We start from the raw sequence: 23148 nt of genomic DNA, 5'->3' as shown, positions 1-23148 counted from the left end.
AATGGGAAATAAGATAAAAAGTCACAAACTTTTTACCAGGAAGTCTGAAGTAAAAAATATCATTCCACTCCTTTCACTTGGTGGGGCCATCTTTCTCTCAAACTCGGCCTTTGCAGCATCAGCCTCTGAAACAACAGATGTTGAAAAAAAGCCTGAGGCACTTCCTACAATTACAATTACCGCTTCACGTGCAGATGAACTTTCCACTTCTGCCAAGCAAGTCACCAAACTAGATGAAAAACAAATTGAACTTTTAAGAAATGGTTCATCTGGCAGTATTGCAACTGTTTTAGCAAAAGCCGTACCGGGCCTATCAGACTCAAGCCGAACCATTACCGATTATGGTCAAACTTTACGTGGTCGTAATGCTCTCATCTTGGTCGATGGCGTTCCAATGAACCTCACACGTGACACATCACGCGGACTTTCAGCAATTGACCCTGAAAGCATTGCCAACATCGAAGTGATTCGCGGCAGTAACGCAATTTATGGTGGTGGCGCTGCAGGTGGTATTATTTCAATTACCACGAAAGCGGCTGGTGGTGAACCTACAGCAAAAACAGTTGTTGGACTTCAAACACCTTTAACAAATTTCCGTTCTAATGCTTTAAGTGGCGATATTCACCAATATTTCACAGGCAGCTTTAACGCTTTTGACTATGCGCTCGACTTTGGTTATCAGCGTATTGGTAGCCCGTACGATGCAAGTGGTGACCGTGTTGCACCAGAACCAAGTCAAGGCGATTTATATGATGCCGATGCTTACAGCGTAGGTGGTAAACTTGGTTATCATATTGATGACAACCAATACCTACAATTCGCTGCAAACTATTATAATGCCGAGCAAGACTCAGATTATGCATCTGACCCAAGTGTAAAAAATGCTCCTGCTGGAACTGTACCAGCGAAAGCAATTAAAGGCTTAAAGCTTAAAGACCAGACTAAAAACGAAAACCAGATTTACAATTTAACCTATAACCATAAAGACTTTTTTGGCAATAAAGTTGATGCTCAAATTTATTACCGTGACTTCTTTACCCGTTTTTCACCATTTGACGCACGTGTTGCTCCAGGTAAAGTCAGCCCACGTGGTGGACAAGTGGATCAGGTTTATCAAGAAAATAACGTACTCGGTAGCCGCTTAACTGTGACCACACCGCTTGAGTTTTTAGGTGATACATCCCTAGTTTGGGGTGGTGACTTTAGCCGCGAAAAAAGCGAAATGCCTTTAGATATTTTCGATCCTGATATTTATGATCAATCTGGTGGCTTAGAGTTTGTAAAAATTGGCAAACTTATTTATTTACCTGAACTTACCACGCAAAGTTTGGGTGGCTTTGTACAGTTAAAACACCGCTTTAATGACCAATGGTCAGCAGAAGCTGGTACGCGTTATGAAGACAGCTATGCCCAAATTGATAGCTTTGTTCCATTATCACAATTAGGTAAGCCTAACCCTTACACCGTTGAGGGCGGAAAAGTAAAAGCTGATGCATGGTTATACAATGCTAATGTGACTTTCTCTCCAAATGATCAACACTCGATTTATGCATCATTCAACCAAGGTTTCCAGTTGCCTGATGTCGGTGTAGTCATTCGCAATGCCAGCACAGGTTTTAACCTTGGTTCGTCATTCTTAGAACCTGTAAAAGTTGATAACTATGAGTTAGGCTGGAAAGGAAACTTCAATAACTTCTCTTCAAGTTTAGCTGTATTCCACTCTACTTCTGACCTTGGCGCTGTGCAACCAGTAAGTAATAGTTTGGATATGACTAGAACGAAAGAGAAAGTCACTGGTGTTGAAGCAACTTTTGACTATCTTGACGATTCCAATGTTTGGGGAACTGGTGGTAGCGTTACTTGGATGAAAGGCCGTGAAAAACCGCAAAACGGTACAGAACAAGACATGACAGGCTTCCGTATTCCACCATTAAAACTCACAGCTTACGTTTCTTATAGTCCAACTGAAACTTGGACGAATCGTCTACAAGCTACTTACTTCGGTTCAGAAGACTACCGCTTAAACGGTGTAAACAGTTTTGGCCGCTATGATGTAAAAACTTATACAACAGCAGATTTAATCAGTAGCTTTGCGCTTAACAAAAAAGACACTGTGACGATTGGTTTAGAGAACATGTTTAACCGCAAGTACTACCCTCTCTATAGCCAATTATTAAGATCTGGTAATAACACTAGCCATTTAGTAGCAAATGGTGCAACGCTGAAAGTTTCTTATAGCCATAAATGGTAATCAAAAACTGACATTGAATGTGTCACAAAAAGGAGATCAATACGGTCTCCTTTTTTTTATTAAAAATATTAAATCCTTATCTATTTTTTCCATGGTTAACCTAAGTTAAACCCACAGAACCACCCTAGTATTCTGCTAAAAATTTTGTTAACTTGATTTTGTTACATATTCAAGATGCAACTTTTTCATCCAACACTTCCTCCCACTGTGTTTATGAAAACAATATCAATATGTAGTTTTACCAATATTCTTAATGGGGCAAATCATAATGGAAATCTCACACCGCGAAATTTACGCGCTCGTAGACATTAATAACTGCTATGTGAGTTGTGAGCGACTATTTAATCCCAAACTTATTGGCCTACCAGTCGTAGTACTTTCTAATAACGACGGATGTGTTGTATCACGTAGTGAAGAAGCAAAAAATATGGGTATCAAAATGGGGGTTCCATGGTATCAAATCGAACAAGAAGCTCTTCAAGCAGGTGTACACGTCTATTCAAGCAACTACACTTTGTATGCTGAAATGTCACGTCGCTTTTTTTCAGTTCTTGGTGAGTTTTTCTCGCCCGATGATTTAGAAGCTTATTCTATAGATGAATGTTTTATTCGCCTTACCCCTTACCTTCAATCTCTAGATATTCATTCTTATTGTGTCAAAGTCGTAGAAACCTTAGAAGAATGGTTAAGCTTACCCTGTTGTATTGGCATCGGATATTCAAAAACTCAAGCAAAATTAGCCAATCACTATGCTAAAAAAATTAGAAGCTTTAATAGAATTTGTAATTTCACTACTTTAGATCCTCTGCTTCTTGAAGACCTCATGCAACACACTCCAGTCAAAGAAGTCTGGGGAATTGGCTATCAATTAGTCAAACAATTAGGTAGCTATGAGATTTATTCATGCTTAGACTTAACTTTTGCCAATGAGCATCATCTAGCAAAAGCTTTTTCTGTGGTTATGGCACGTACCATTCGTGAGCTAAAAGGCCAATCCTGTATTCAACTCGACGATCCTGCAATTGTCACCAAACGAATTTTAGCATCACGTAGTTTTGCTCAAGCTTTGTCCAGCATTGAAATTATTAAGCAAGCACTTATTTTTCATCTTAACCGAGCTCATCGCCGTTTAATGAAACAAGAACAGCTCTGTGCCTGCGTTCAAGTCATGCTTTATGAAAAAATAGATAAACCACCTTATAAAAAAGCATCTTCTCAAGCGATAGGCTTAAATTATGCAACAGATGATTTATGCATATTAACAAAAGCAGCCATGCAGCAAATAGATGTTTTATATAAAGAAAATAAAAAATATATAAAGATTGGAGTTTTATTTTGTGGTTTGCATCCTCGTCAACATCACATTGATGATTTATGGCAACCTCTTGAGTTGATTCAGCAAAGACAACAATTAATGCAAACCCTCAGCACAGTTCGTAACCGATTCGGTAGTCACTATTTACAAGTCGGTTATCATTCCCGCAATCCATCTTGGCACATGAAACAATGCCACCGTTCAAAAAATTATCTAACTCGATGGAATGAGCTATTAGTGATTGGAGAGAACTCTATAGCCGTTACACAAAATACATGAACTGTTTTTGTCAATTCAGTTTAAAATAAGCTCCATTAAATTACTTGAAATTTTGTCATTTTTTAACATTGCTAAATCATCGCAAAATTTACAATATATAAGCCGAATTTGGTATACCCTTTCTGCGACGATGAAAACAAATTATAAAAAAATTGTAGAAACATATGCCATAATAAGCAAACTTTGCAGACATCTTGCAAAGAATATTTGCAACTTTAGAGCTGGAGCAATCTGAATGAGTTCGACCATTTTGGTGATTCATGGACCGAATTTGAATTTGCTGGGAAAACGCGAACCAGAAGTATATGGTCATCTTACCTTAGATGATATTAACCAACAACTTATTAGCCAAGCTCAACAAGCTTCACTCACATTAGATACTTTTCAAAGCAACTGGGAAGGTGCCATTGTTGATCGTATTCATCAGGCACAAACTGAAGGCGTAAAACTTATCATTATTAACCCTGCTGCCCTCACCCACACTTCAGTTGCTCTACGTGATGCCCTACTTGGCGTTGCGATTCCATTCATTGAAGTTCATTTGTCTAATGTCCATGCAAGAGAGGCATTCAGACATCATTCTTATTTATCTGATAAAGCAATTGGCGTGATTTGTGGTTTAGGTGCAAAAGGCTATCGCTTTGCACTCGATTACGCTATTGAAAAAATTCAACCATCTAACCCAAACTAGTTTAGGAATAGTCGCCCATGGATATCCGCAAAATTAAGAAACTCATCGATTTAATGATTGAGTCTGACTTGCAAGCGATCGAAGTTAAAGAAGGTGATCAATCAATCGCTTTAACTCGTCGCAATCCTGTCGTTGCTGCGGCTGGTGTAGCACTTCCGGCTGCTCCTGTTGCAGAAGCACCAGTTGCAAAAACACCGCGTGGAGCAGTTGAAACTTCTCCAATGGTTGGCGTGTTCTACGCTGCTCCAAGCCCAGGTGAAGCACCATTTGTTAAAGTAGGCCAAACAGTATCTGCTGGTGAAACTTTGGGTATTATTGAAGCAATGAAAATCATGAACCCAATTGAAGCAACTCAAAGCGGCGTGATTGAAGAAATTTTAGTGAAAAATGGTGAAGTTATCCAATTCGGTCAACCTTTATTCCGTTATCGCGCGTAATTACCCCGGGGACGTCTATGTTGCAAAAAGTTTTAATTGCAAACCGTGGTGAAATCGCTTTACGTATTACCCGGGCTTGTAAAACATTAGGAATCAAGACTGTTGGTATCTATTCAGATGCCGACAAGGATTTGATGCATTTACGTTTTGTTGATGAAGCAGTATGTATTGGTCCGGGCGCAAGTAGTGATAGCTATTTAAATATCCCGGCAATTATTACTGCTGCAGAAATTACCGGTGCTGATGCTATTCACCCGGGTTATGGTTTCCTTTCAGAAAATGCTGAGTTTGCTGAAATTGTAGAAAGTTCAGGCTTTACTTTTATTGGTCCACGTCCAGAACATATCCGCCTTATGGGGAATAAAGTTTCTGCGATTGTTGCCATGAAAAAAGCTGGCGTACCTACTGTACCAGGTTGCGACCATGCAGTAACCATCCACAATGCCTTGGCAGAAGCGAAAGAAATCGGCTTCCCGCTTATTGTTAAAGCGGCTTCTGGTGGTGGTGGTCGTGGTATGCGTATTGTTGAGCGTGTAGATACACTACTTGAATCAGTTCAAGCAGCGCAGCGCGATGCAGAAATGTGGTTCGGTGATGATACCGTTTACATGGAACGCTTCTTACAAAAACCTCGCCATGTCGAGGTTCAAGTTCTTGGTGATGGTAATGGTCATGCAATTCATTTATATGACCGTGACTGTTCATTACAACGTCGCCATCAAAAAGTACTAGAAGAAGCACCTGCACCAAACCTACCAGAGCAAGCTCGAGCTGATATTTTAGAAGCTTGTGTTCATGCATGTCAGTTGATGCAGTATCGTGGTGCTGGTACGTTTGAATTCTTATTTGAAGACGGTGAATTCTTCTTCATTGAAATGAATACTCGTGTTCAGGTAGAGCACCCTGTAACTGAAATGGTTACCGGTGTCGATATTATTGAACAACAGTTACGCATTGCTGGTGGCCTAGGACTAGAGCTTCAACAAGAAGATATCAAAGTTCAAGGACATGCAATTGAATGCCGTATCAATGCAGAAGATCCAACAACCTTCTTACCTTCACCAGGTAAAATTGAAAGTTTCTACGCACCAGGCGGTGCTGGTATTCGTTTAGATTCTCATATCTACCCAGAATACAGCATTCCACCTTACTATGACTCTATGATTGCTAAACTGATTTCTCATGGTAAAGACCGTGAAACTTCAATTGCTCGTATGCGTCAAGCGCTAGATGAAATGATCCTTACGGGAATTAAAACAAATATTCCTCTACATAAAGATCTTATTTTGCAAGATAAGAGCTTCTGCTCTCAAGCAATGGATATCCATTATCTTGAAAAACACTTGTTAAAGCAAGTCGAAGAAAAGAAAGCTGAAACTGCATAATAAAAAAAGCCTCTTAAATAAGAGGCTTTTTTTATATCTATAATTTTATGGTAATACCCGACGTAAAGTCGCAAAGCACTGCTCACCTTTAGCTGTTGAACAGAAATTGATTGTATGGTCGTTTTTCCATTGTACAAAATACTGTGAGACATCACCTGTTTGGTCTTGTTTCTGACCAGAACAATCTACTTTATTATTGTCAAATTTAATTTGCATTACTAAAGCGGCTAGCTGCTCTTTAGGGTCATCAGATGGTTGATATTCATAAATACCATAAGACCATTCCTGACCGCTTTTGATCACTACATCATTACTACTACGAAAGTTATAATATTCCACACATTTCTTATTATTTGGAATTTCCATTCCCCATAATCCCATAATTTCAGGGCGCGTAACAATACGTATAGCATTAGGATTACTTGCGGTCCGAACGGGTTGTTCAGCTGGCTGTTGAGTAGCCGTTTCTGCCACAGCCAAACCAGAACAAGCCCACAATAATCCAATAATATAAATATTTTTCATAGATTTATTAATCATTAAACGCATGAAGTTAAGTTAGCATATTTTTTGACAAAATCACTGCTCCATAACCATATAAAAACAATATTTTTCAACTGTAACGTGTCACAACAAGTCATCAAACAATTTTATATTTACTTGCTTTTTTCAATATAAATTCTTTGTTTTGCATGATCTCAAGCTTAGGTAGTTGAAGAATCGACTTGTTTCGGAAGCCACTTTACAAAGCACAAACCTAAGAGCACAACCACGCTGGCACACATAAAGATGAGTTCACCAGAAAGAATTTTCCAGAAATGCCCAGCCAGAACACTACCGAAAGCTACACCTAACCCCCACATGGTACTATAAAGTGCTTGTCCACGCCCTTGCTGTCCAGCAGAAAAGTTTTGAAAAATAACTCTCATTGCGATCAAGTGAAATAAACCAAAACTAAAGGCATGTAAGCACTGCGCAAAAAGTTGACCAATAAAATAATGTGAAAATACTGCAACTAGCATCCAACGTATGCTCGTCACTAGCAGACACACTATCACTAAACTGCGCCACGAAAAACGTTGAAAAATCTTTGAGGCAATTGAAAACATAAAAATTTCAGCAAAAACGCCCATGGCCCATAAAAATCCAATTTCAGTCGTACTGAAATTCAAAGATTTCAGAAAATTACTATAAAAACTATAAAAAGGCGCATGTGAAAAAAGTAGAATAAATTCAATTGCAAAAAATGCAGCCACTGTTGGGCGCTTAAGAACAGGAAGTAAAGGTTCTAAATGTTTTTGGGAAGTAGGCGCACTATCAGGTTCTCGGATTGTAAAAGACCAAATAAACGCTAGCGACGCGATAATTAATAGTAAAATTGGGAGCATTGAAATATGCACTATTTCTAAAATAGCCCCAATAGTGAATACCCCAACAATAAACCCAACCGATCCCCACTTACGAATTTTGCCGTAAAGTTTAGCTTTTTGATCACCCAACCAAAATAAAGTCACTCCCTCAAATTGAGCTAAAATCGCATTTTGAAAGAAACTAAAAATAAGCATAAGCAAAGCAACTGATTGAAAAGTATTTGGCACTATAAAAATAGCCAACCATATACAAGATTCCATCCAAGTTGCTATCCGAACAAGCAACATCCGCCTACCAGATTTATCAGCAATCCACCCCCAAACTAAAGGCGCAAAAAAACGAGTTACAATCGCAATTGATGATAAAACACCAATTTCTTGATAATTAAATCGCTGATCTTGAAGATATAAATTCCAATAAGGCATGAATGTACCCACAATGGAATAGTAGAAAAAGTAGAATCCACCAAGTCGAGTTTGGATAGTAAGTGGTTGAAACAATTTATAAACCTTTGTATTTTCATGAGGTTAAAATTCGGGATAGCTGTCACGCATGTAGCCATTTGTCTTTAGTAATACTAAGCATCCACAAATTTCGATTCGTAGATTCACCGAATAAAATACAATTAAACATATCAGAGCATCTCAGCCTTTCAATTTTAACACTTTGTTTTCCAATACAAATCATTAAATTATTGAGAATCGGCTGGTCTCTATAAGTATTTTTTATTGATAAGAAAGAATAAATAAAGAAAAGAGAACTGTAATTTAATTTGTACAATCTGTTAACTTGTGTAAAAATACATTTAATATTCATAAGGTATATATTTATCAGATGTTTTTTCTTATTTTTTTAATTTGTCTTTTTCTGTTTTTACTCATCTTGAAACAACATTACCGCTAACCACTTATTACCCCTACTTTTTAAAAACCTAGCTGCTTCTTTTAAATTAGAACAATTAAACACCAAATTTATAGACCACTTTTTAAATGCTAAGTGTTCAACTCAAATCCTAAAAATATACTCAACATAAAATTCCAATAAATTCTTAATAAGTTACTGTAACAACTATCGCATCTGAGTAATTACCCGGAGCTGTTGAAATAGTGGTACCTTGCGGAATTTTTCCATAGACATTTGTACCCTGAGAATTGCCCGAACCTGTTTTAGAAACACCTCCAGAACCTCCAACTGCGCTTACACCACCAGTAGTATCCCATACCGCGCTATAATTCGAGTTCTGATATAACTGATACGGGATGTATTGACCACTACCATTTGTCATCTGCCTAAAGCCACCAGCAATACGGTTATTCCCATCCCCCAAATAAATACTATATGGCAGTCCATTATTACAGGTCGTATTTACCACTCCTTGAGCTGTATAATCACGAGCAGTCTCACCAATATCATTAATATTTCCAAAATCGACATTTGATGTTGAATCTATTTGACACAAACTTGGCACAACATAATTAGCAGTTATAGTGGTATTACCCGAGTCCCAACCTCCACCACTATCCCCCTCACACACAGTGCTAGAGCTTGCTTGCATGTCCCAAAATAGCTGAACCGTACCCGTATAGGTTCCTTTAGGGTATGCCATGAGCGACCCTGTACGGGCTGGTACTTTTATATTTACAGAGAAACTAATAACATTATTTGAAGCGACTGTTCTTACTGGACCATACCAGATATTCGAATTTTGATTAGTGGTAGAAGACCCTGCTCCACCTACAGTTGCTGTGACGGTGTAAGGTAATGAAACATTATTATTATTACTCGTTGTTCCAGTAAAGACGGTTTTCATACACATATAACCTGAAATTTCTGGTGTTGTACGTCCCCCATAACAACGTATTGTTCCCGTGTATGTCAGAACTGCATCATTGTTAATTGTTGCGGCAGTGTATGTGTATGTACCAGAAGTTGTCCCTGTAGGTGTGCAAGTTGCATAGGCAGAGTTAAAAAATGTAAAGATCAGGCATAGCAAGCTCATTCCCAAAAAATATTTCAGGATAAATGAAAGACCTTTAAAAGTTGTCGGCTGGTTAAAGCTAGCAATATTTATCGACATACATAAGGCCCCAATTTTTTAGCACTGTATTGCTTATTTTCATACGCAAAATCAACTTGGCATGAGCCATGATCTAGAAGATCAACTTCAAGTTTGTTTTGTTTTAACAGGTTTGGAATAAATACTTCACCGTCATACCCAACCATCCCATCTTGCTGACCATTAATTCGAACGGCATAACCCGGCATTAACGGTGAATTATTTTCATCAACCCTGAAATAACCTGATGAGCACCGAAGTCAACCAAAGTTCCTTGACGGTAACCCACAAACGCTGTCTGATTCGTAGAGCTAACTTCCCACTCTAAAGGTAAATATGATGTGTCTAGGTAGATATGATGAGACATGTAGGGTCTTAAATTTGCAATTAAGAATCGGCCAGACTTATCGGTCGCACCTAAATTAACACCACCATTTAAAATTTGGCTTTGTGGCCCTGCATTGGTTACGACCGCATAGCCGTCTCCAATTTCATTGGCCGCAAAGATACGTCCCGCTGCCGCAACCAATGAACCCGTCGCCGAAAGTGCAACCTGGTCGTTATCCCCAAATCGGTTATAGTGTCCCGTCAGGTAAGCTGCTCGGGCACGGTAAGACGCATAGACCGATGCATTGTTTTCATTGGCATCCTGATCTCGCTCAACATAACCACCCCAGCCAAATGAACCAATTTGTGGTTCTGACAAACCGAATATTTCTTGGCGATACCGTAGGCTACCGCTGTCACTAGATACACTCGTGATCGCATTCACTTTACTGGACGGTGTATATCTCAGCGCAAAGTAAACTCCATAGTCCTTGTGGTTTTCATAATCTTTATATGCTGATGCATAAAAACCCCAGTTCTTGTCCAGACTTCCACTTAAATTGGTAGACAGTAATTTATAGGAGTTATCGCTATATTTAATCTGGTTATAGCCCAGATAAACCCCATAGCCTGCATAAAAGTTATAATTAATCCCTGCCCTAAAAATCTCATCTGCCAGTGCGCTGTAGTTCAGGTAGTTCTGTGACTCGGCATTGATCTGGTTATCTTTTAAATATCTCACTTGAGATACACGGGCTAGGTCAAAATAGTTATCAAGTACTTTACGGTAACTGGTGTTAAATGAAATATTTTTACTAATGCGCCCTTCTAAACCCAACAAGGCAGAATAGCCGTTTTCATCTTTATACTGGCTCGCTGCAATGTCGGCATTGATCATGCCAATCCCCAAAACATTCTTGGCAAATCCTGTGCCGAGATTCGACAGGCCATCTGTTGAAGCTTCTGCTCCACCGCTTAAGGTCAGTGAGTTACTGTAGCCGTATCGAATCGCACTTGAGGCAAAAGTGGCATCGTCATAATCATTTGAATAGAGTCCATAGTTATAACGTGGAACCCCCACATCTACTGAAAACTCATTAATGCCTTTTGCCAGAATCTTCGATGAAAAATAGTACGGCTTTTTGGTAATGCTCTGCTTTCCAGTTGCATCGGTAGTCACAAGTGTGACTTCATTTCCTGAAATAAATGGAAGCTGTTTAATATCAAATGGACCAGATGGGACTAACCCTGAATAAATCTTTTGTTGATTGACATATAAATCTAGGGTTGAAGGCAATGCTGCCGAGCCAGAAAATTGCGGGAGTGCCGAGGTGACAATATCCCCGCGTTGGCTATAAGCACTCGACCACTGAAAACCGGCAAGACGGACACTGCTTCCCCAATCTGGGCTATTGGGAATAAAGTCCCCTAGGGTATATATCCTGATCTTTTCAGGGTCGACATATTGCCACTTAGTTTCTAAGCGCACCCATTTTTCATGGCTATAGCTAGTTTCATTACTACCGTTATATAAAACCCCTGATGAGAAGTTACCGATTAAGCTATTAAAGATCCCCTCAGCCGTACCTGAGAAAACGTTCTCATCATTGGTCATAGTCTGATACAGGCTGTAGTTCAGAATAGCCGCGTTTAAGGGCTTCATCTTTAGCAAACGCGGGCTAGTGATCTGCTGACCACTTAAGTCAACTGAGTAACCCGTTAACATGTTCGACGGAACTTTTAAGTTTAGAGACTGCTCATTTTCGAGATATTTAAACTGGATTCCGTTTAGATCATTAATACACACCCACTGGTTATCTGGGATATGTTCATCTATTTTTATTCTTAAAGTTCTTAAGGCACTAGAACGAATATATAGTTTTCCATCCTTAGATTGCTTTACAGCAACCAAATCTTCAGAAGCATTTGAGTTAATCGAAATATTTAAAAATAGCTGGATGAAATTAAGATCTTGCTCCTGCTCATTCGTTCCTACTTGTGTATATCTACTATCGTTACCTATAGATTTAGGAACACTGGGAACTGCAGTATTCGTATGATCTAATAACTGTTCGGCAAAAGAATATGCAGGAAAATACGCAACACATAAGACACCTATAATGTATTTCATATAAGCCTCTTAAAGTGTGGTTTTCTTACCATTAACTGTTAGAGATACGCTGTATTTATGATTTGGTTGATAGGTAAAGTTACTAATCGAGTAACTTTTCGACTTCTCCGCAAGAATATAACCATTCACAGTATTTACTTTAATCGGATAACTTTTATTCGCAGTTGTATCAACAAGCATTAGACTATTTAACAGCGCATGTCGGTTACCTATATTGCTAATATTTAAAGAAGGTGTGTTCTGGTTAACATCAATTTTCCAACTCAGTTTGGTAATCGCATCTTTATTGACGACAAATACAGGTAATGATGAGCGAAGTAATACATTTACTCCCTGAGCTGCTTTACGGCTATCAATTGGTTTGGGTAACTCATCAATAATAATACGATAAGTTTTTTCACCAGAAACAGGTTCTGGGTTAATTCTAACTACACGTAAGTTATAAGAGTCACTAGGTTGTAGTTTTAGAAATGGTGGACTAATTACAATCTCATCCGTAGGGATTAACTGATCTTGACCAGCATTTTGTCTCCATTCAAATACACGTACCTGCAAATCAGCACTTTCATTTGACTGGTTATATAAACTAATTGAAGCAGCATTTTGATTACTTAATATTTCTACATTTACAGGTGAAAGACGGATTGTTGCGGCGTTAATAGAGCTAGATAAAGATAAGAATAATCCCGTAATAATAAAAATATTTTTTTTCATGATTTGCTCAAATATAACTTTTTAATGTATTAGCCCTTTCAAAAGGGCTAACGTAATTCTAATTTATGCAAATTAATAAGTTACCGTTACAGTCACACTGTCAACATAGCTACCTGCACTTGGTAAAGTTGTTCCTGCAGGAATACGACCATATACATTTACAGTTTGAACATTACCCGTTCCGGTTCCACTGTAGGCTGTCGTTGCAATACCAATTGCTGTGGCACGTCCTGTGTCAGAGAAAAGGTTGTAAGGAATATATTCGTTGCTAGTCGCCCCGCCGATCATGCGACGTTGGGTTGATAAAACATTCTGACCACCATCAAATGACAAAGTCCATGGCACAGTATTATTACAAAGGACTTTAATTGAGGTACCACCAGTCGTTGTGGTATCTGCATCAACATTACCAGCAAGTGAACTTAAAGTGCCAAAATCTAAAACGGCATTTGTTGTCGTGCCAGTTGCAGAGGTATTCAATACACAACTATTCGTTACTGTTGCTCTAACAGTTAATGTACCTGTTGCTGTAGCTGCATTTGCCGCATTGAGAGAAAATACTCCTGCAACAACTGCTGATAAATAAATAAAAGTCTTTTTCATGGCCAAAACCTTTTAAACTAAATTGTCGAATTAATAGATATAAAAAATTTAACCCTTATTCTTACAATCATTTTTATTTGACTGCTCTTTTAAAGCTTATTTTTTTATCCTACTTTCCAACATAATACATAAAAATAAATAAAATGCATGTTCACGTTATTATTTTAATTTCTAATCAATAAAACAAATTTACTTAAACCTATCTTACGGATACAAAAAAACAATATTTACAAAATATAAATATTTGATTTAAATAATTTTAATAAAAACACTAGAAAAAATATTAAGATAAATTTAAATAAATATTTCAAAATTTAGCTAACTTTAAAAAATTAAATAATTTTCAAGAGCCAATTTATTTTTTATATTATTTATCTCTTTAATTTTCATTTTACATTATTTCTTAAAAGTGCACCTTCAGAAAATTATTAGAGATTATAATTTATATAAAAATAAAATGATAAAACTTGATCTACAGATGAACTATAACAAGGATAGTTTTATTTATTTTAAATCTTGAAGAGCTATGAGATATAAAAAAATAAAGGCCTCTTTAGAGACCTTTATTTAGTAAGTTTAAATAATTAAACGCTCAGCATGCTATTTAAAGTTTCAGAAACATTTTTCGATTTCACTTTAGGCTGCAATGCTTGTAAAGCTTGTTGTACTTGAGTACGCTGAGGCTCTGCAAGCGTATACCAACGTGATAATACCTGTAACAGGCGTGAACCTAAAATTGGGTTTTTCTCGTCTAGATACTCTGCAAGGTTAATAAAGTGAGCTACACCAAAGCCCCAAGTATTTTCAGGATTATTTGACAAGCCACCACTTACCGCACGAATACGATTTGGAGTTGTTAAATCATAGTCTGGATGTTGAGTAAGGTACTCGATTGTTTCTGTAGTGGCATTTGGGTTTGCAGCTTGAATCATGAACCATTGATCTAAAGACAAGGCTTCATCTTTAAAGCGATCATAGAAATCAGCAAGTGCTTCTTGAGCTTGAGGCGCATTTTGCCAAACCAATACACGTAACGCACCTAAACGCTCAGACATATTGCCTGTGTTTTGGTATTGAACATGTGCTAATTCAAATGCACTTTGATCGCCTTGACGAGCCATCATCATCAACATGATATTTTTTAATGCACGAACACCCATGGCTAACGAGAATTCTTTTTGCAAGTCTGGGTCAAGGGTAAGATAAGTATCTTTCCAGAATGAACCCAACTCTTGTGCTAAACGATTAAGCAAGGCTTCACGTTTTACATGAATATCTGCTGGTGCATAGTTCTGATCAATACGACTACCCAAATAACCTTCACTTGGTACATCAAACAAACGTGATGCTAAAAGTGGGTCACGGCCAACCAACTCAGGCAAAGTGCTCTGAATAGCTTGAATGTACGCATCTGCAGAATGGTCTTCTAGCAAAATACGCTCAAGCAAGGTTTGCGTTGCTTGCCATTGGTTAAAGCCGTTGGTTTCGTGTTGAATTAAGAACGCTAATTCAGCATCGGTATAGTCAAATACAAGATTTACAGGCGCAGATAAATTACGGAGTAACGACACAACTGGCTGTTCAGTCATACCTGTGAATTCAATGGTTGCTTCGTCTTGATCAAACAAGTACACACCATCTTTAACATCATTTACGAATAAGCTGTCACTGTGCAATGTATATTGTTCACCTGTTTTAGCGTTAAAAAGCGCTAAAGCAACAGGAATTGGAACAGCTTTTAAATTTGGATATTTAGGATGTGCTTTTAGGCTTTGTTTAAAGCTTAAACGGTATGTTTGTGCTGCTGCTTCGTACTCACCTTTTGCTTCAAGCTTTGGCGTACCCGGTTGGTTGTACCAAGTTAAGAATGCAGATAAATCGACACCTGAACCTGCAGATAATGCAGCAACCCAGTCTTCTACAGTCACGGCTTGGCCATCATGACGGTGGAAATATTCATCCGTACCCTTACGGTATTTTTCTTTACCCAACAAAGTCGACATCATGCGGTTAATTTCCGCACCTTTTTCATAGACTGTCGCTGTATAGAAGTTATTAATTTCGACAAAATGGTCTGGACGTGGTGGATGTGACAATGGACCTGCATCTTCAGGGAATTGATGCGATTTAAGTACCGCAACATCATCAATACGTTGAACCGCAGCAGATTGTAAATCTTCCGAGAAAGACTGGTCACGGAATACCGTTAAGCCTTCTTTTAAACACAGTTGGAACCAGTCACGGCAAGTAATACGGTTTCCTGTCCAGTTATGGAAATATTCATGGGCAATCACAGACTGCACACGCATAATCGCTGCGTCAGTGGTATATTCTTCATCGGCAAGCACACATGAAGTATTAAAGATATTTAAACCTTTATTTTCCATTGCACCCATGTTGAACTGACTAACAGCAACAATCATATAGTTGTCTAGGTCATACGCACGGCCGTAGTGTTCTTCATCCCAACGCATTGAATGCTTTAATGCTTCCATCGCGATATGGCATTTTGGAATGTCTTTCTCAATGGCATAGATTTCTAGAGCAACATCACGCCCTTCCGAAGTCGTATAGTGATCTTTAAGAACAGCTAAATCACCAATGACACAAGCAAACAAATAGCTTGGTTTTTTAGTCGGGTCTTGCCAGATCGCAAAGTGGCGGTTTTCACCTACCTCACCTGTTTCAAGCAAATTACCATTGGCAAGTAACACTGGATATTTTTTGTCTGCTTCTACGCGTGTCGTAAAGACTGAAAGTACATCTGGACGGTCTGGATAGAACGTGATTTTACGGAAGCCTTCAGGTTCATTCTGGGTTACAAACAACTCATCTGCTTTATATAAACCTTCAAGCTGAGTGTTGGTTTCAGGGTGAATAATGACTTGAGTTTGTAAAATGACTTCATCTGGTGCATCAGTGATCACCAGTTGTTCACTGTCGAGTGAATATTGTGCAGGAGTAATATCTTGACCATTGAGCTGAATAGATTGCAACTCAAGATCACGACCTAATAACACCAAGTCTCCAGCAGTTTGACGCTTCATGACTAATGTTGAATCAACAATTGTTTTGTCGTCATATACTTGAATATCAAGATTAATGGATTCAACCAAGAATGAAGGTTTTTGATAATCTTTTAAATAAACTGTTTGATCTGCCTGAACTGGAGGCTGCGCCGCAATATTCATCTTTATTCCTTATATACTTTTCGGAAACCGTAGTACGAATTTTATGAACTTGATCATATACATTCATACATACCGTGTTTATTTACCTTTATAAAATTAATGGGACTTCATTTATACATTTCAAATTAGAATCGTCTTTTATTAGCACAGATTAGACCAAATTTACGATAATCGTTGCTTATATAATCAATCTATACAATAAAAATAAAACAACTTCAGCTTTTAACATTTTTTAGAGTCAGCTTACATTTTGGGCATGGTTCTTGCCTTCACTAATACACCAATATAAATATTTCAATCAGAACAAGAGGTGTCAGTATGGAATTAAAAGCGCATTTTCATCGTTTAGAAAATATCAAAGCAATTCATGATCTAGATGCAGCAGGACTCGACCACCATGTGATCGCAGTATTTTTATCTGCGGAAGGTATTTCTATTACAGCTCAGGAGGTGACCTCTATCGTTAATACTTATGATGCTTTAGGTAAAGTAAAATTACCAAGTAAAAAAGTGCAGGCACTTATCAATGCCAAAAAGCTTGGACAGAATGATGAGAGCTTGCCGTGCCCTGTTTAATTTTAAATTTTAACCCCTTATGAAAACCTAAAGTTAAGACAAAGACTTTAGGTTTTCTATTTTTGCACCAAACAAAAAGACAATCTCAGCTATCGGCAATGCGGCTGTGTATAATAAGTTAATCATGATAGTTTTAAACGTTCGGAGCAAAATGGTCTTACAAATTCTACAGAAACAGCTAGATGAAAGTAGCCATTGTCCTCTCTGCCAAGCTTCAATGTACTGGGTAGATGCCGAGCAATTTGAACAAGACATTCAGTTTCATGAATGCAGTCATTGTCAGCACCGTGTTTTTAAAGACACGAAAATGACTTGCCATTGTGAAACATGCACAAAACAACGAAAAAAGCTTTTACAGCAAACACGCCTACAAGAACAACGCCAGTTTAAGTCAAAAGAGCAACCTCAACGTAGTCTGGAACAGCTCAGTTTTTTGCATAAACTTTTTTTACTCAGCCTGCTCGACGACTATGCACGAGACGATGTTGCTCATGACGAATACATTCACTGGGACCAAATTAAATATCAATCCATTACCCCGAACTGGATCTTTCAAAACTATCTGATTAAGCAACTCCATAAAGATGGAATTTTAAACGCCCAAGATCAAGCTGATGAACCTCAGTGCTTTTATTTAAATATTCGCTTGGACGGTTATAGTGACCCAAGTTTATTTAGTGTAGCTCAGCAACTACGCCACTGGTTTTATGAAAATTTAAGTCTTGGTATTCCGTTTCGTAGTGCCGATGAAGTAAAAGACGTACTTTTTCAGGTGCTCTATCAAGAGATTATTCAGTTTATGCAGTTCTATTGCCGAACTTGGGGCATTCAAATTGCAGGAAGCTCTAATTTCCAAACTTTTTGTTATCGTTTAATGGATTCATTGGCAATTGGGCAGATTTATTATTTAATTCAAACCGCACTTGAGTATCTTTATAAACAGAAAGCCCTACAGCCGCGTAATGAAAAATTTATTAACACCAATTTGTTAAAGAAAACCTTAGAGCAATATCGCGAGAGAGCCTTAGCTGAAAAGTGGGAAACCTCAATGTTGCCTCGTCCTCACAATATTCCCTACAGTAAAATGAGTTATATTTTACTTAACCGCTTCTTAGGCTACGACGAACAGATCTTTGTACAACCTGTCTGGAAAGCATGGCGAAAAATTGAACCTCGATTAAACTTTTATTCAGTTAAACGTTGTATGCATTGTGGTTCAAACGATTTAAGTGTTGATTATGATGCAGCAGATTATGTTTCTTTAATCTGCCAAAGATGTAAGCATCAAGATCATTATTTTACTCACTAAATCTATAATCACTTTGGCTTAATAAGGATAATAATATGACATCAGCATCGACTTTGATTGAGCAGGTAATTGACGCTTGGCAAAACATGCAGGCAAAAACTCCTCTTGTGCAATGCATTACCAATAGTGTTGCGGCCAACTATACAGCCAATGTCTTACTTGCTTCTGGTGCTTCACCTGCCATGATTGATAATCCTTATGAAGCTGAAAGTTTTACTAAAATTTCATCAGCTTTGAGCATTAACTTGGGTACGCCAACCTCAGAGCAAATGCAAGCTATGCAAATCTCTGCCAAGACTGCACAGCTCAATGGCATTCCATGGGTGCTTGATCCAGTCGGCTATGGACCAATTTTAGCTTGGCGTAGTCAAATGACAGACGAGCTTTTACAGTTCAAGCCAAGCGTTATTCGTGGTAATGCCTCAGAAATTAGTACGCTTGCAGGCAACCAAGTTCAATCTAAAGGTGTAGATAGTACTTTAAGCAGTGATCAAGCCTATCAACAGGCTTATGCACTATTAGCACATGCGGACTGTATCGCTATTTCAGGTGAGTCAGATTATATTTTATCTAAAGAATTAGACACCGTTATTCAAGTGAACGGCGGAAGCCCTTTACAGCCCAAAATCACAGCAACAGGCTGCGCTTTAGGTGCGTTAATCGCAGCATATAGCGATGTGACGACGCCAACAATTGCTGCTCTTTCAGCTCATGTTCATTTTGCGATTGCGGGTAAACTTGCTGCAAATCAAGCGCAAACTATGGGAAGTTTTAGCACCATCTTTATGGATTACATCCACATGCTAGATGACAACTTGATTGAGCAATATGCAGATATTAAGCTTTTAGAGATACTGGCATAATCTAGGTTATGCCTGTATCACGCTAGACTCACTTTAAAAGTAAGTAGATGTCTGTTCATTCGATAGCACTACTTTTACATAGTGCTAATCGCTATTCTTGATCGAAATTGCGCTTTTTAGTGTTATACAACTTGCTTGAAATAATCTTCTCTTGGCATATCGACAAGCTCAACGCACAATTGAATTTCTTTATTAAACTCTGGTTGTAGATATTTTTTGTTGCTGAGTGCCGCTAATAACTGCTCACCCATAAGTTGTTTTTGTTCAGCTATTCTTCCTGACAAAATGTAGGCTTTTACATGAATATAGGCTTGATCAGCCCCTAAGCCAATGAGAAAAACATCATCTTTACGCGCACGGCTTTTAATGTCTTCTGGACTAAATAGCTCTGTATCAATCAATGTGGTATTAATTTCTTCAAGTAATTGTTTTGCGTTTAATCCAGTTAAATTTTCTGAATAATCAACTATAACGTGCGGCATAGCCACCTCAATTTATATAATAAGTCATTAAGCTAATTAAACTTTACTCAATAAATAATAAAGCTAATCGGACCTGATCATATCCCATTCGAGGACTGGTTGCTTCAACAATTGGTCTTAGTTTGATCGAACCATCATCAGAAAAATGATCTGGATTTTGGCGCTTTTTCAGCTTCTTATAAATTTTACGAATTTCTTCGACCACTTCTTCACCTGGATGAGCAATCGAAATATCTAGCTTTTGCTCTTTATGAAGTCGAGCCAAGTGATTAATAATTGTCGCTGGGGTTAAACCACGTTCATGCGCGATGTCTTCAATCTCATAGCCTTCTTCAAACAAAACACGTGTCTCATCTAAAGTTGCCGTAGCGTAATTTTGCTTGCCACCTTTTGCGAGTTTCTTCTCATTACGAGAGATCTCGGTTTCATTTAAGGTACCGCCACAATGACGAATAAACGCTTTATGCTGAGCAGTTAAATCTACATCTGCAAAGTTGTCTTCGGCCTCTTTTGAAAGTTCTTGGAAACGGCGATCGGCTTTGACAGCTAAACTGTCTAACTTCAAAGCTTGCTCGTTAATACCTAATAATTTTAGACCAGTTAAAGATTTTAAGCGCGACAATGCAACATAACCCTGACCTTTCTCGAAGGTATTCATGAGGTTAATTTCAGCCGCTTCTAAAGTCATACCTTGGCTTTTATGAATAGTAATCGCCCACGCTAAACGAAGTGGGATTTGCTGAAAACTTGCAATCACTTTGCCTGCTTCGTTTTCGACTGACCAAGTTTCAGGGGCAACCAGTAAAGTGGTGCCATCAGTCAGTTTTACTTTCGGCAGTAAGCCATTTTCGTCATCTTCCTCAAAGCCGATGACTTCACCCAAACTTCCGTTGATATAGCCCATATCAAAGTTATTTTTTACAAACATGACTTTGGCATGCTTTTTAAGTGTGAGTTCTTCTGGCGCACGCACTGAAGATTTTAAAGTTTCTAATAACTTTTCATTACCATCTAAAACAGCATTGAATTGATGCCCTTCATTATCAATTTCATTTAGGTGCTGATAATTGATATTGTCAACATCCATATTGTGCGTATAAAGACGAGTAAAGGTCTCACCAATATCATGCGAGCGTGATTGACGCAGTGCTTGCAAATGATCTGCTTGAATATTTTGCGCGCGAATAGCGTTTAAAATCTGATTCAGAATTTCATCATCTTGACGGTGTTGTTCTGTTAAATAACATACGCGGAATTTGGCTTCGACCCATGCATCTGACATAAAGCAGAACTTGTCACGATTGGCTTCACCATTACGTCCTACAGGCGGCAACTGGAAGAAATCTCCAGCCACAATGACTTGAATACCACCGAATGCTTCGTCGCTTTCTTTAAAATATTTTAGAACTTGATTGACCAGATTAAGCTGTTTCGCGTGTAACATTGAGATTTCATCAATCACAAGAACTTGCGCATTTTCAAGATGTTCCTTGAGATATTTACGCTCTTTCATGCGTTTTAGATCGTCGTCAGTTAACAGATCTTTAATGCCAATGCCAGCCCATGTATGAATGGTCATACCGTTCATATGTGTTGCTGCAATACCTGTAGACGCCGTAATTGCCACAGGCACTTTACGTGCTTTGAGGTATTGGATGTACTGATTAAGTGTATAGGTTTTCCCTGCACCAGCCGAACCGGTTAAAAAGACATTTTCACCTGCTTTAAGCAGTTTAAGCGCAGTTTCCTGTTTCATAATCTCATATGTACATCTTCAACAGCCCATAGCTTAACGATTTTCCCGAAAAAATTAAATGAATGTGCCAAACTTTCTAAAAATCACATATAAATCAATAATTAAAAACAAAATAATATTTGGTAGGTTTTTGGTAGGTAGGAAAATAAACTTCACATCACAATACTAAGGCCATGGTGAGGCTCACCTGTAATAACAAACAATGGATTTATGGAAGAAGGAATCACTCCATGGCTTTTAAAAATATTGCAGATCAAACAAACGGTTTTTATATTCCATGCGTATCACTCTTTGGACCAGGATGTGCTAAAGAAATTGGTACAAAGGCACAAAACCTCGGCGCAAAAAAAGCATTAATTGTGACCGATGAAGGCTTATTTAAATTTGGTGTTGCAGATCTTATCGCAAACTATTTAACTGAAGCAGGCGTTGCAAGCCATATATTTCCAGGTGCTGAACCTAACCCAACCGATATTAATGTTCATAACGGTGTAGATGCCTATAATGAAAATGGCTGTGACTTTATTGTCTCTCTAGGTGGCGGTTCATCTCACGACTGTGCCAAAGGGATTGGTTTAGTCACTGCGGGTGGCGGCCATATTCGTGACTACGAAGGCATTGATAAAAGCAAAGTACCGATGACGCCATTGATTGCAGTGAACACCACAGCTGGTACGGCATCTGAAATGACTCGTTTCTGTATTATCACCAATACCGATACTCACGTAAAAATGGCAATTGTCGACTGGCGTTGTACTCCACTCATTGCGATCGATGACCCGAAACTCATGATTGCAAAACCGGCTGGTTTAACCGCTGCAACAGGTATGGATGCATTAACCCATGCAGTTGAAGCATATGTTTCTACGGCGGCGAACCCGATTACTGATGCGTGTGCAGAAAAAGCGATTACGATGATTAGCCAGTGGTTACAACCTGCGGTCGCAAATGGTGAAAACATCGAAGCGCGTGATGCAATGAGCTATGCACAATACTTGGCTGGCATGGCGTTTAACAACGCATCTTTAGGTTATGTTCACGCAATGGCGCACCAGTTAGGCGGTTTCTACAACCTACCTCACGGCGTATGTAATGCAATCTTGTTACCACACGTTTGTGAATTTAACTTAATTGCTTGCCCAGATCGCTACGCAAAAATCGCAGAGTTAATGGGTGTAAAAACTCACGGACTCACCGTAACAGAAGCTGCCTATGCTGCAATTGATGCCATTCGTAAACTGTCTTCATCAATTGGTATTCCATCTGGTTTAACCGAGCTTGGTGTAAAAACTGAAGACCTTGCAGTGATGGCAGATAATGCTCAAAAAGATGCATGTATGCTCACCAACCCTCGTAAAGCAAATCATGCGCAAGTTGTGGAGATTTTCAAAGCAGCACTTTAATACTGATG

17 protein-coding genes and 1 pseudogene are annotated in these 23148 nt (G+C 38.5%); 9 read left to right on the top strand and 9 right to left on the bottom strand.

What is annotated here, in order from left to right; genetic code table 11:
* The first annotated feature begins 1 nt into the window (after position 1).
* The 5 genes from B806_RS0111180 (at position 2) to accC (ending at position 6358) form a co-directional block, all read left to right on the top strand.
* On the top strand, positions 2 to 2251 hold the full coding sequence (locus B806_RS0111180; protein WP_017385969.1) for a TonB-dependent receptor: 2250 nt from the start codon (positions 2 to 4) through the stop codon (positions 2249 to 2251).
* Between the two features lie 268 nt (positions 2252 to 2519).
* A complete protein-coding gene (locus B806_RS0111175) occupies positions 2520 to 3845 on the top strand; it encodes a Y-family DNA polymerase (protein WP_017385968.1) in 1326 nt (441 codons plus the stop codon).
* Between the two features lie 235 nt (positions 3846 to 4080).
* Positions 4081 to 4536 (top strand): type II 3-dehydroquinate dehydratase, encoded by a 456-nt coding sequence (gene aroQ / locus B806_RS0111170; protein ID WP_017385967.1) that lies wholly within the window; start codon positions 4081 to 4083, stop codon positions 4534 to 4536.
* Between the two features lie 17 nt (positions 4537 to 4553).
* Complete coding sequence (gene accB / locus B806_RS0111165) at positions 4554 to 4973, top strand: acetyl-CoA carboxylase biotin carboxyl carrier protein (RefSeq protein ID WP_000354611.1); 420 nt, start codon at positions 4554 to 4556, stop codon at positions 4971 to 4973.
* A gap of 17 nt (positions 4974 to 4990) precedes the next feature.
* Positions 4991 to 6358 (top strand): acetyl-CoA carboxylase biotin carboxylase subunit, encoded by a 1368-nt coding sequence (gene accC / locus B806_RS0111160; protein ID WP_002115704.1) that lies wholly within the window; start codon positions 4991 to 4993, stop codon positions 6356 to 6358.
* A gap of 45 nt (positions 6359 to 6403) precedes the next feature.
* Here the strand turns inward: accC and B806_RS0111155 are convergent, their stop codons facing one another.
* From B806_RS0111155 to pepN, 7 genes and pseudogenes are all read right to left on the bottom strand, one after another.
* Entirely contained in the window at positions 6404 to 6907 is a 504-nt protein-coding gene (locus B806_RS0111155; RefSeq protein ID WP_002115710.1) for a hypothetical protein, read from the bottom strand.
* 155 nt (positions 6908 to 7062) lie between these two features.
* Complete coding sequence (locus B806_RS0111150; protein ID WP_193786209.1) at positions 7063 to 8229, bottom strand: MFS transporter; 1167 nt, start codon at positions 8227 to 8229, stop codon at positions 7063 to 7065.
* 548 nt (positions 8230 to 8777) lie between these two features.
* Positions 8778 to 9806, bottom strand: coding sequence for a spore coat U domain-containing protein (locus B806_RS0111145; RefSeq protein ID WP_017385965.1), 1029 nt, complete (start codon positions 9804 to 9806; stop codon positions 8778 to 8780).
* Positions 9797 to 12243, bottom strand: a pseudogene (locus tag B806_RS0111140) (fimbria/pilus outer membrane usher protein). The gene B806_RS0111145 and the pseudogene B806_RS0111140 overlap by 10 nt, the downstream one beginning before the upstream one ends.
* A gap of 9 nt (positions 12244 to 12252) precedes the next feature.
* Positions 12253 to 12957, bottom strand: coding sequence for a fimbria/pilus periplasmic chaperone (locus B806_RS0111135; RefSeq protein ID WP_017403027.1), 705 nt, complete (start codon positions 12955 to 12957; stop codon positions 12253 to 12255).
* Between the two features lie 72 nt (positions 12958 to 13029).
* Positions 13030 to 13566: a spore coat U domain-containing protein gene (locus B806_RS0111130; RefSeq protein ID WP_014207080.1), complete on the bottom strand. Its 537-nt coding sequence runs from the start codon at positions 13564 to 13566 to the stop codon at positions 13030 to 13032.
* 578 nt (positions 13567 to 14144) lie between these two features.
* Positions 14145 to 16751: an aminopeptidase N gene (gene pepN / locus B806_RS0111125; protein ID WP_017403026.1), complete on the bottom strand. Its 2607-nt coding sequence runs from the start codon at positions 16749 to 16751 to the stop codon at positions 14145 to 14147.
* Between the two features lie 318 nt (positions 16752 to 17069).
* Between pepN and B806_RS0111120 the strand changes: the two genes are divergently transcribed.
* The 3 genes from B806_RS0111120 (at position 17070) to thiM (ending at position 19499) form a co-directional block, all read left to right on the top strand.
* The gene (locus tag B806_RS0111120) at positions 17070 to 17327 is read left to right on the top strand and encodes a hypothetical protein (protein WP_005068647.1); all 258 of its coding nucleotides are present in this window, start codon (positions 17070 to 17072) and stop codon (positions 17325 to 17327) included.
* 151 nt (positions 17328 to 17478) lie between these two features.
* The gene (locus tag B806_RS0111115; RefSeq protein WP_017385395.1) at positions 17479 to 18636 is read left to right on the top strand and encodes a hypothetical protein; all 1158 of its coding nucleotides are present in this window, start codon (positions 17479 to 17481) and stop codon (positions 18634 to 18636) included.
* A gap of 35 nt (positions 18637 to 18671) precedes the next feature.
* The gene (gene thiM, locus B806_RS0111110; RefSeq protein WP_017385396.1) at positions 18672 to 19499 is read left to right on the top strand and encodes a hydroxyethylthiazole kinase; all 828 of its coding nucleotides are present in this window, start codon (positions 18672 to 18674) and stop codon (positions 19497 to 19499) included.
* 122 nt (positions 19500 to 19621) lie between these two features.
* Here the strand turns inward: thiM and B806_RS0111105 are convergent, their stop codons facing one another.
* Together B806_RS0111105 and B806_RS0111100 are read right to left on the bottom strand one after the other, a co-directional pair.
* A complete protein-coding gene (locus B806_RS0111105; protein ID WP_017385397.1) occupies positions 19622 to 19981 on the bottom strand; it encodes a 5-carboxymethyl-2-hydroxymuconate Delta-isomerase in 360 nt (119 codons plus the stop codon).
* A 43-nt stretch (positions 19982 to 20024) separates the two neighbouring features.
* On the bottom strand, positions 20025 to 21737 hold the full coding sequence (locus tag B806_RS0111100) for an AAA family ATPase (RefSeq protein ID WP_017403025.1): 1713 nt from the start codon (positions 21735 to 21737) through the stop codon (positions 20025 to 20027).
* Between the two features lie 230 nt (positions 21738 to 21967).
* Between B806_RS0111100 and B806_RS0111095 the strand changes: the two genes are divergently transcribed.
* Complete coding sequence (locus B806_RS0111095) at positions 21968 to 23140, top strand: iron-containing alcohol dehydrogenase (RefSeq protein WP_017385399.1); 1173 nt, start codon at positions 21968 to 21970, stop codon at positions 23138 to 23140.
* The last annotated feature ends 8 nt before the right edge of the window (positions 23141 to 23148 follow it).

The sequence above is a fragment of the Acinetobacter sp. TG2027 genome (assembly GCF_000302435.1).
Classification (GTDB): Bacteria; Pseudomonadota; Gammaproteobacteria; order Pseudomonadales; family Moraxellaceae; genus Acinetobacter; species Acinetobacter pittii.
The sequence above is the reverse complement of the archived record's forward strand: the minus strand, read 5'-3'. Positions and strand labels throughout refer to the sequence as shown.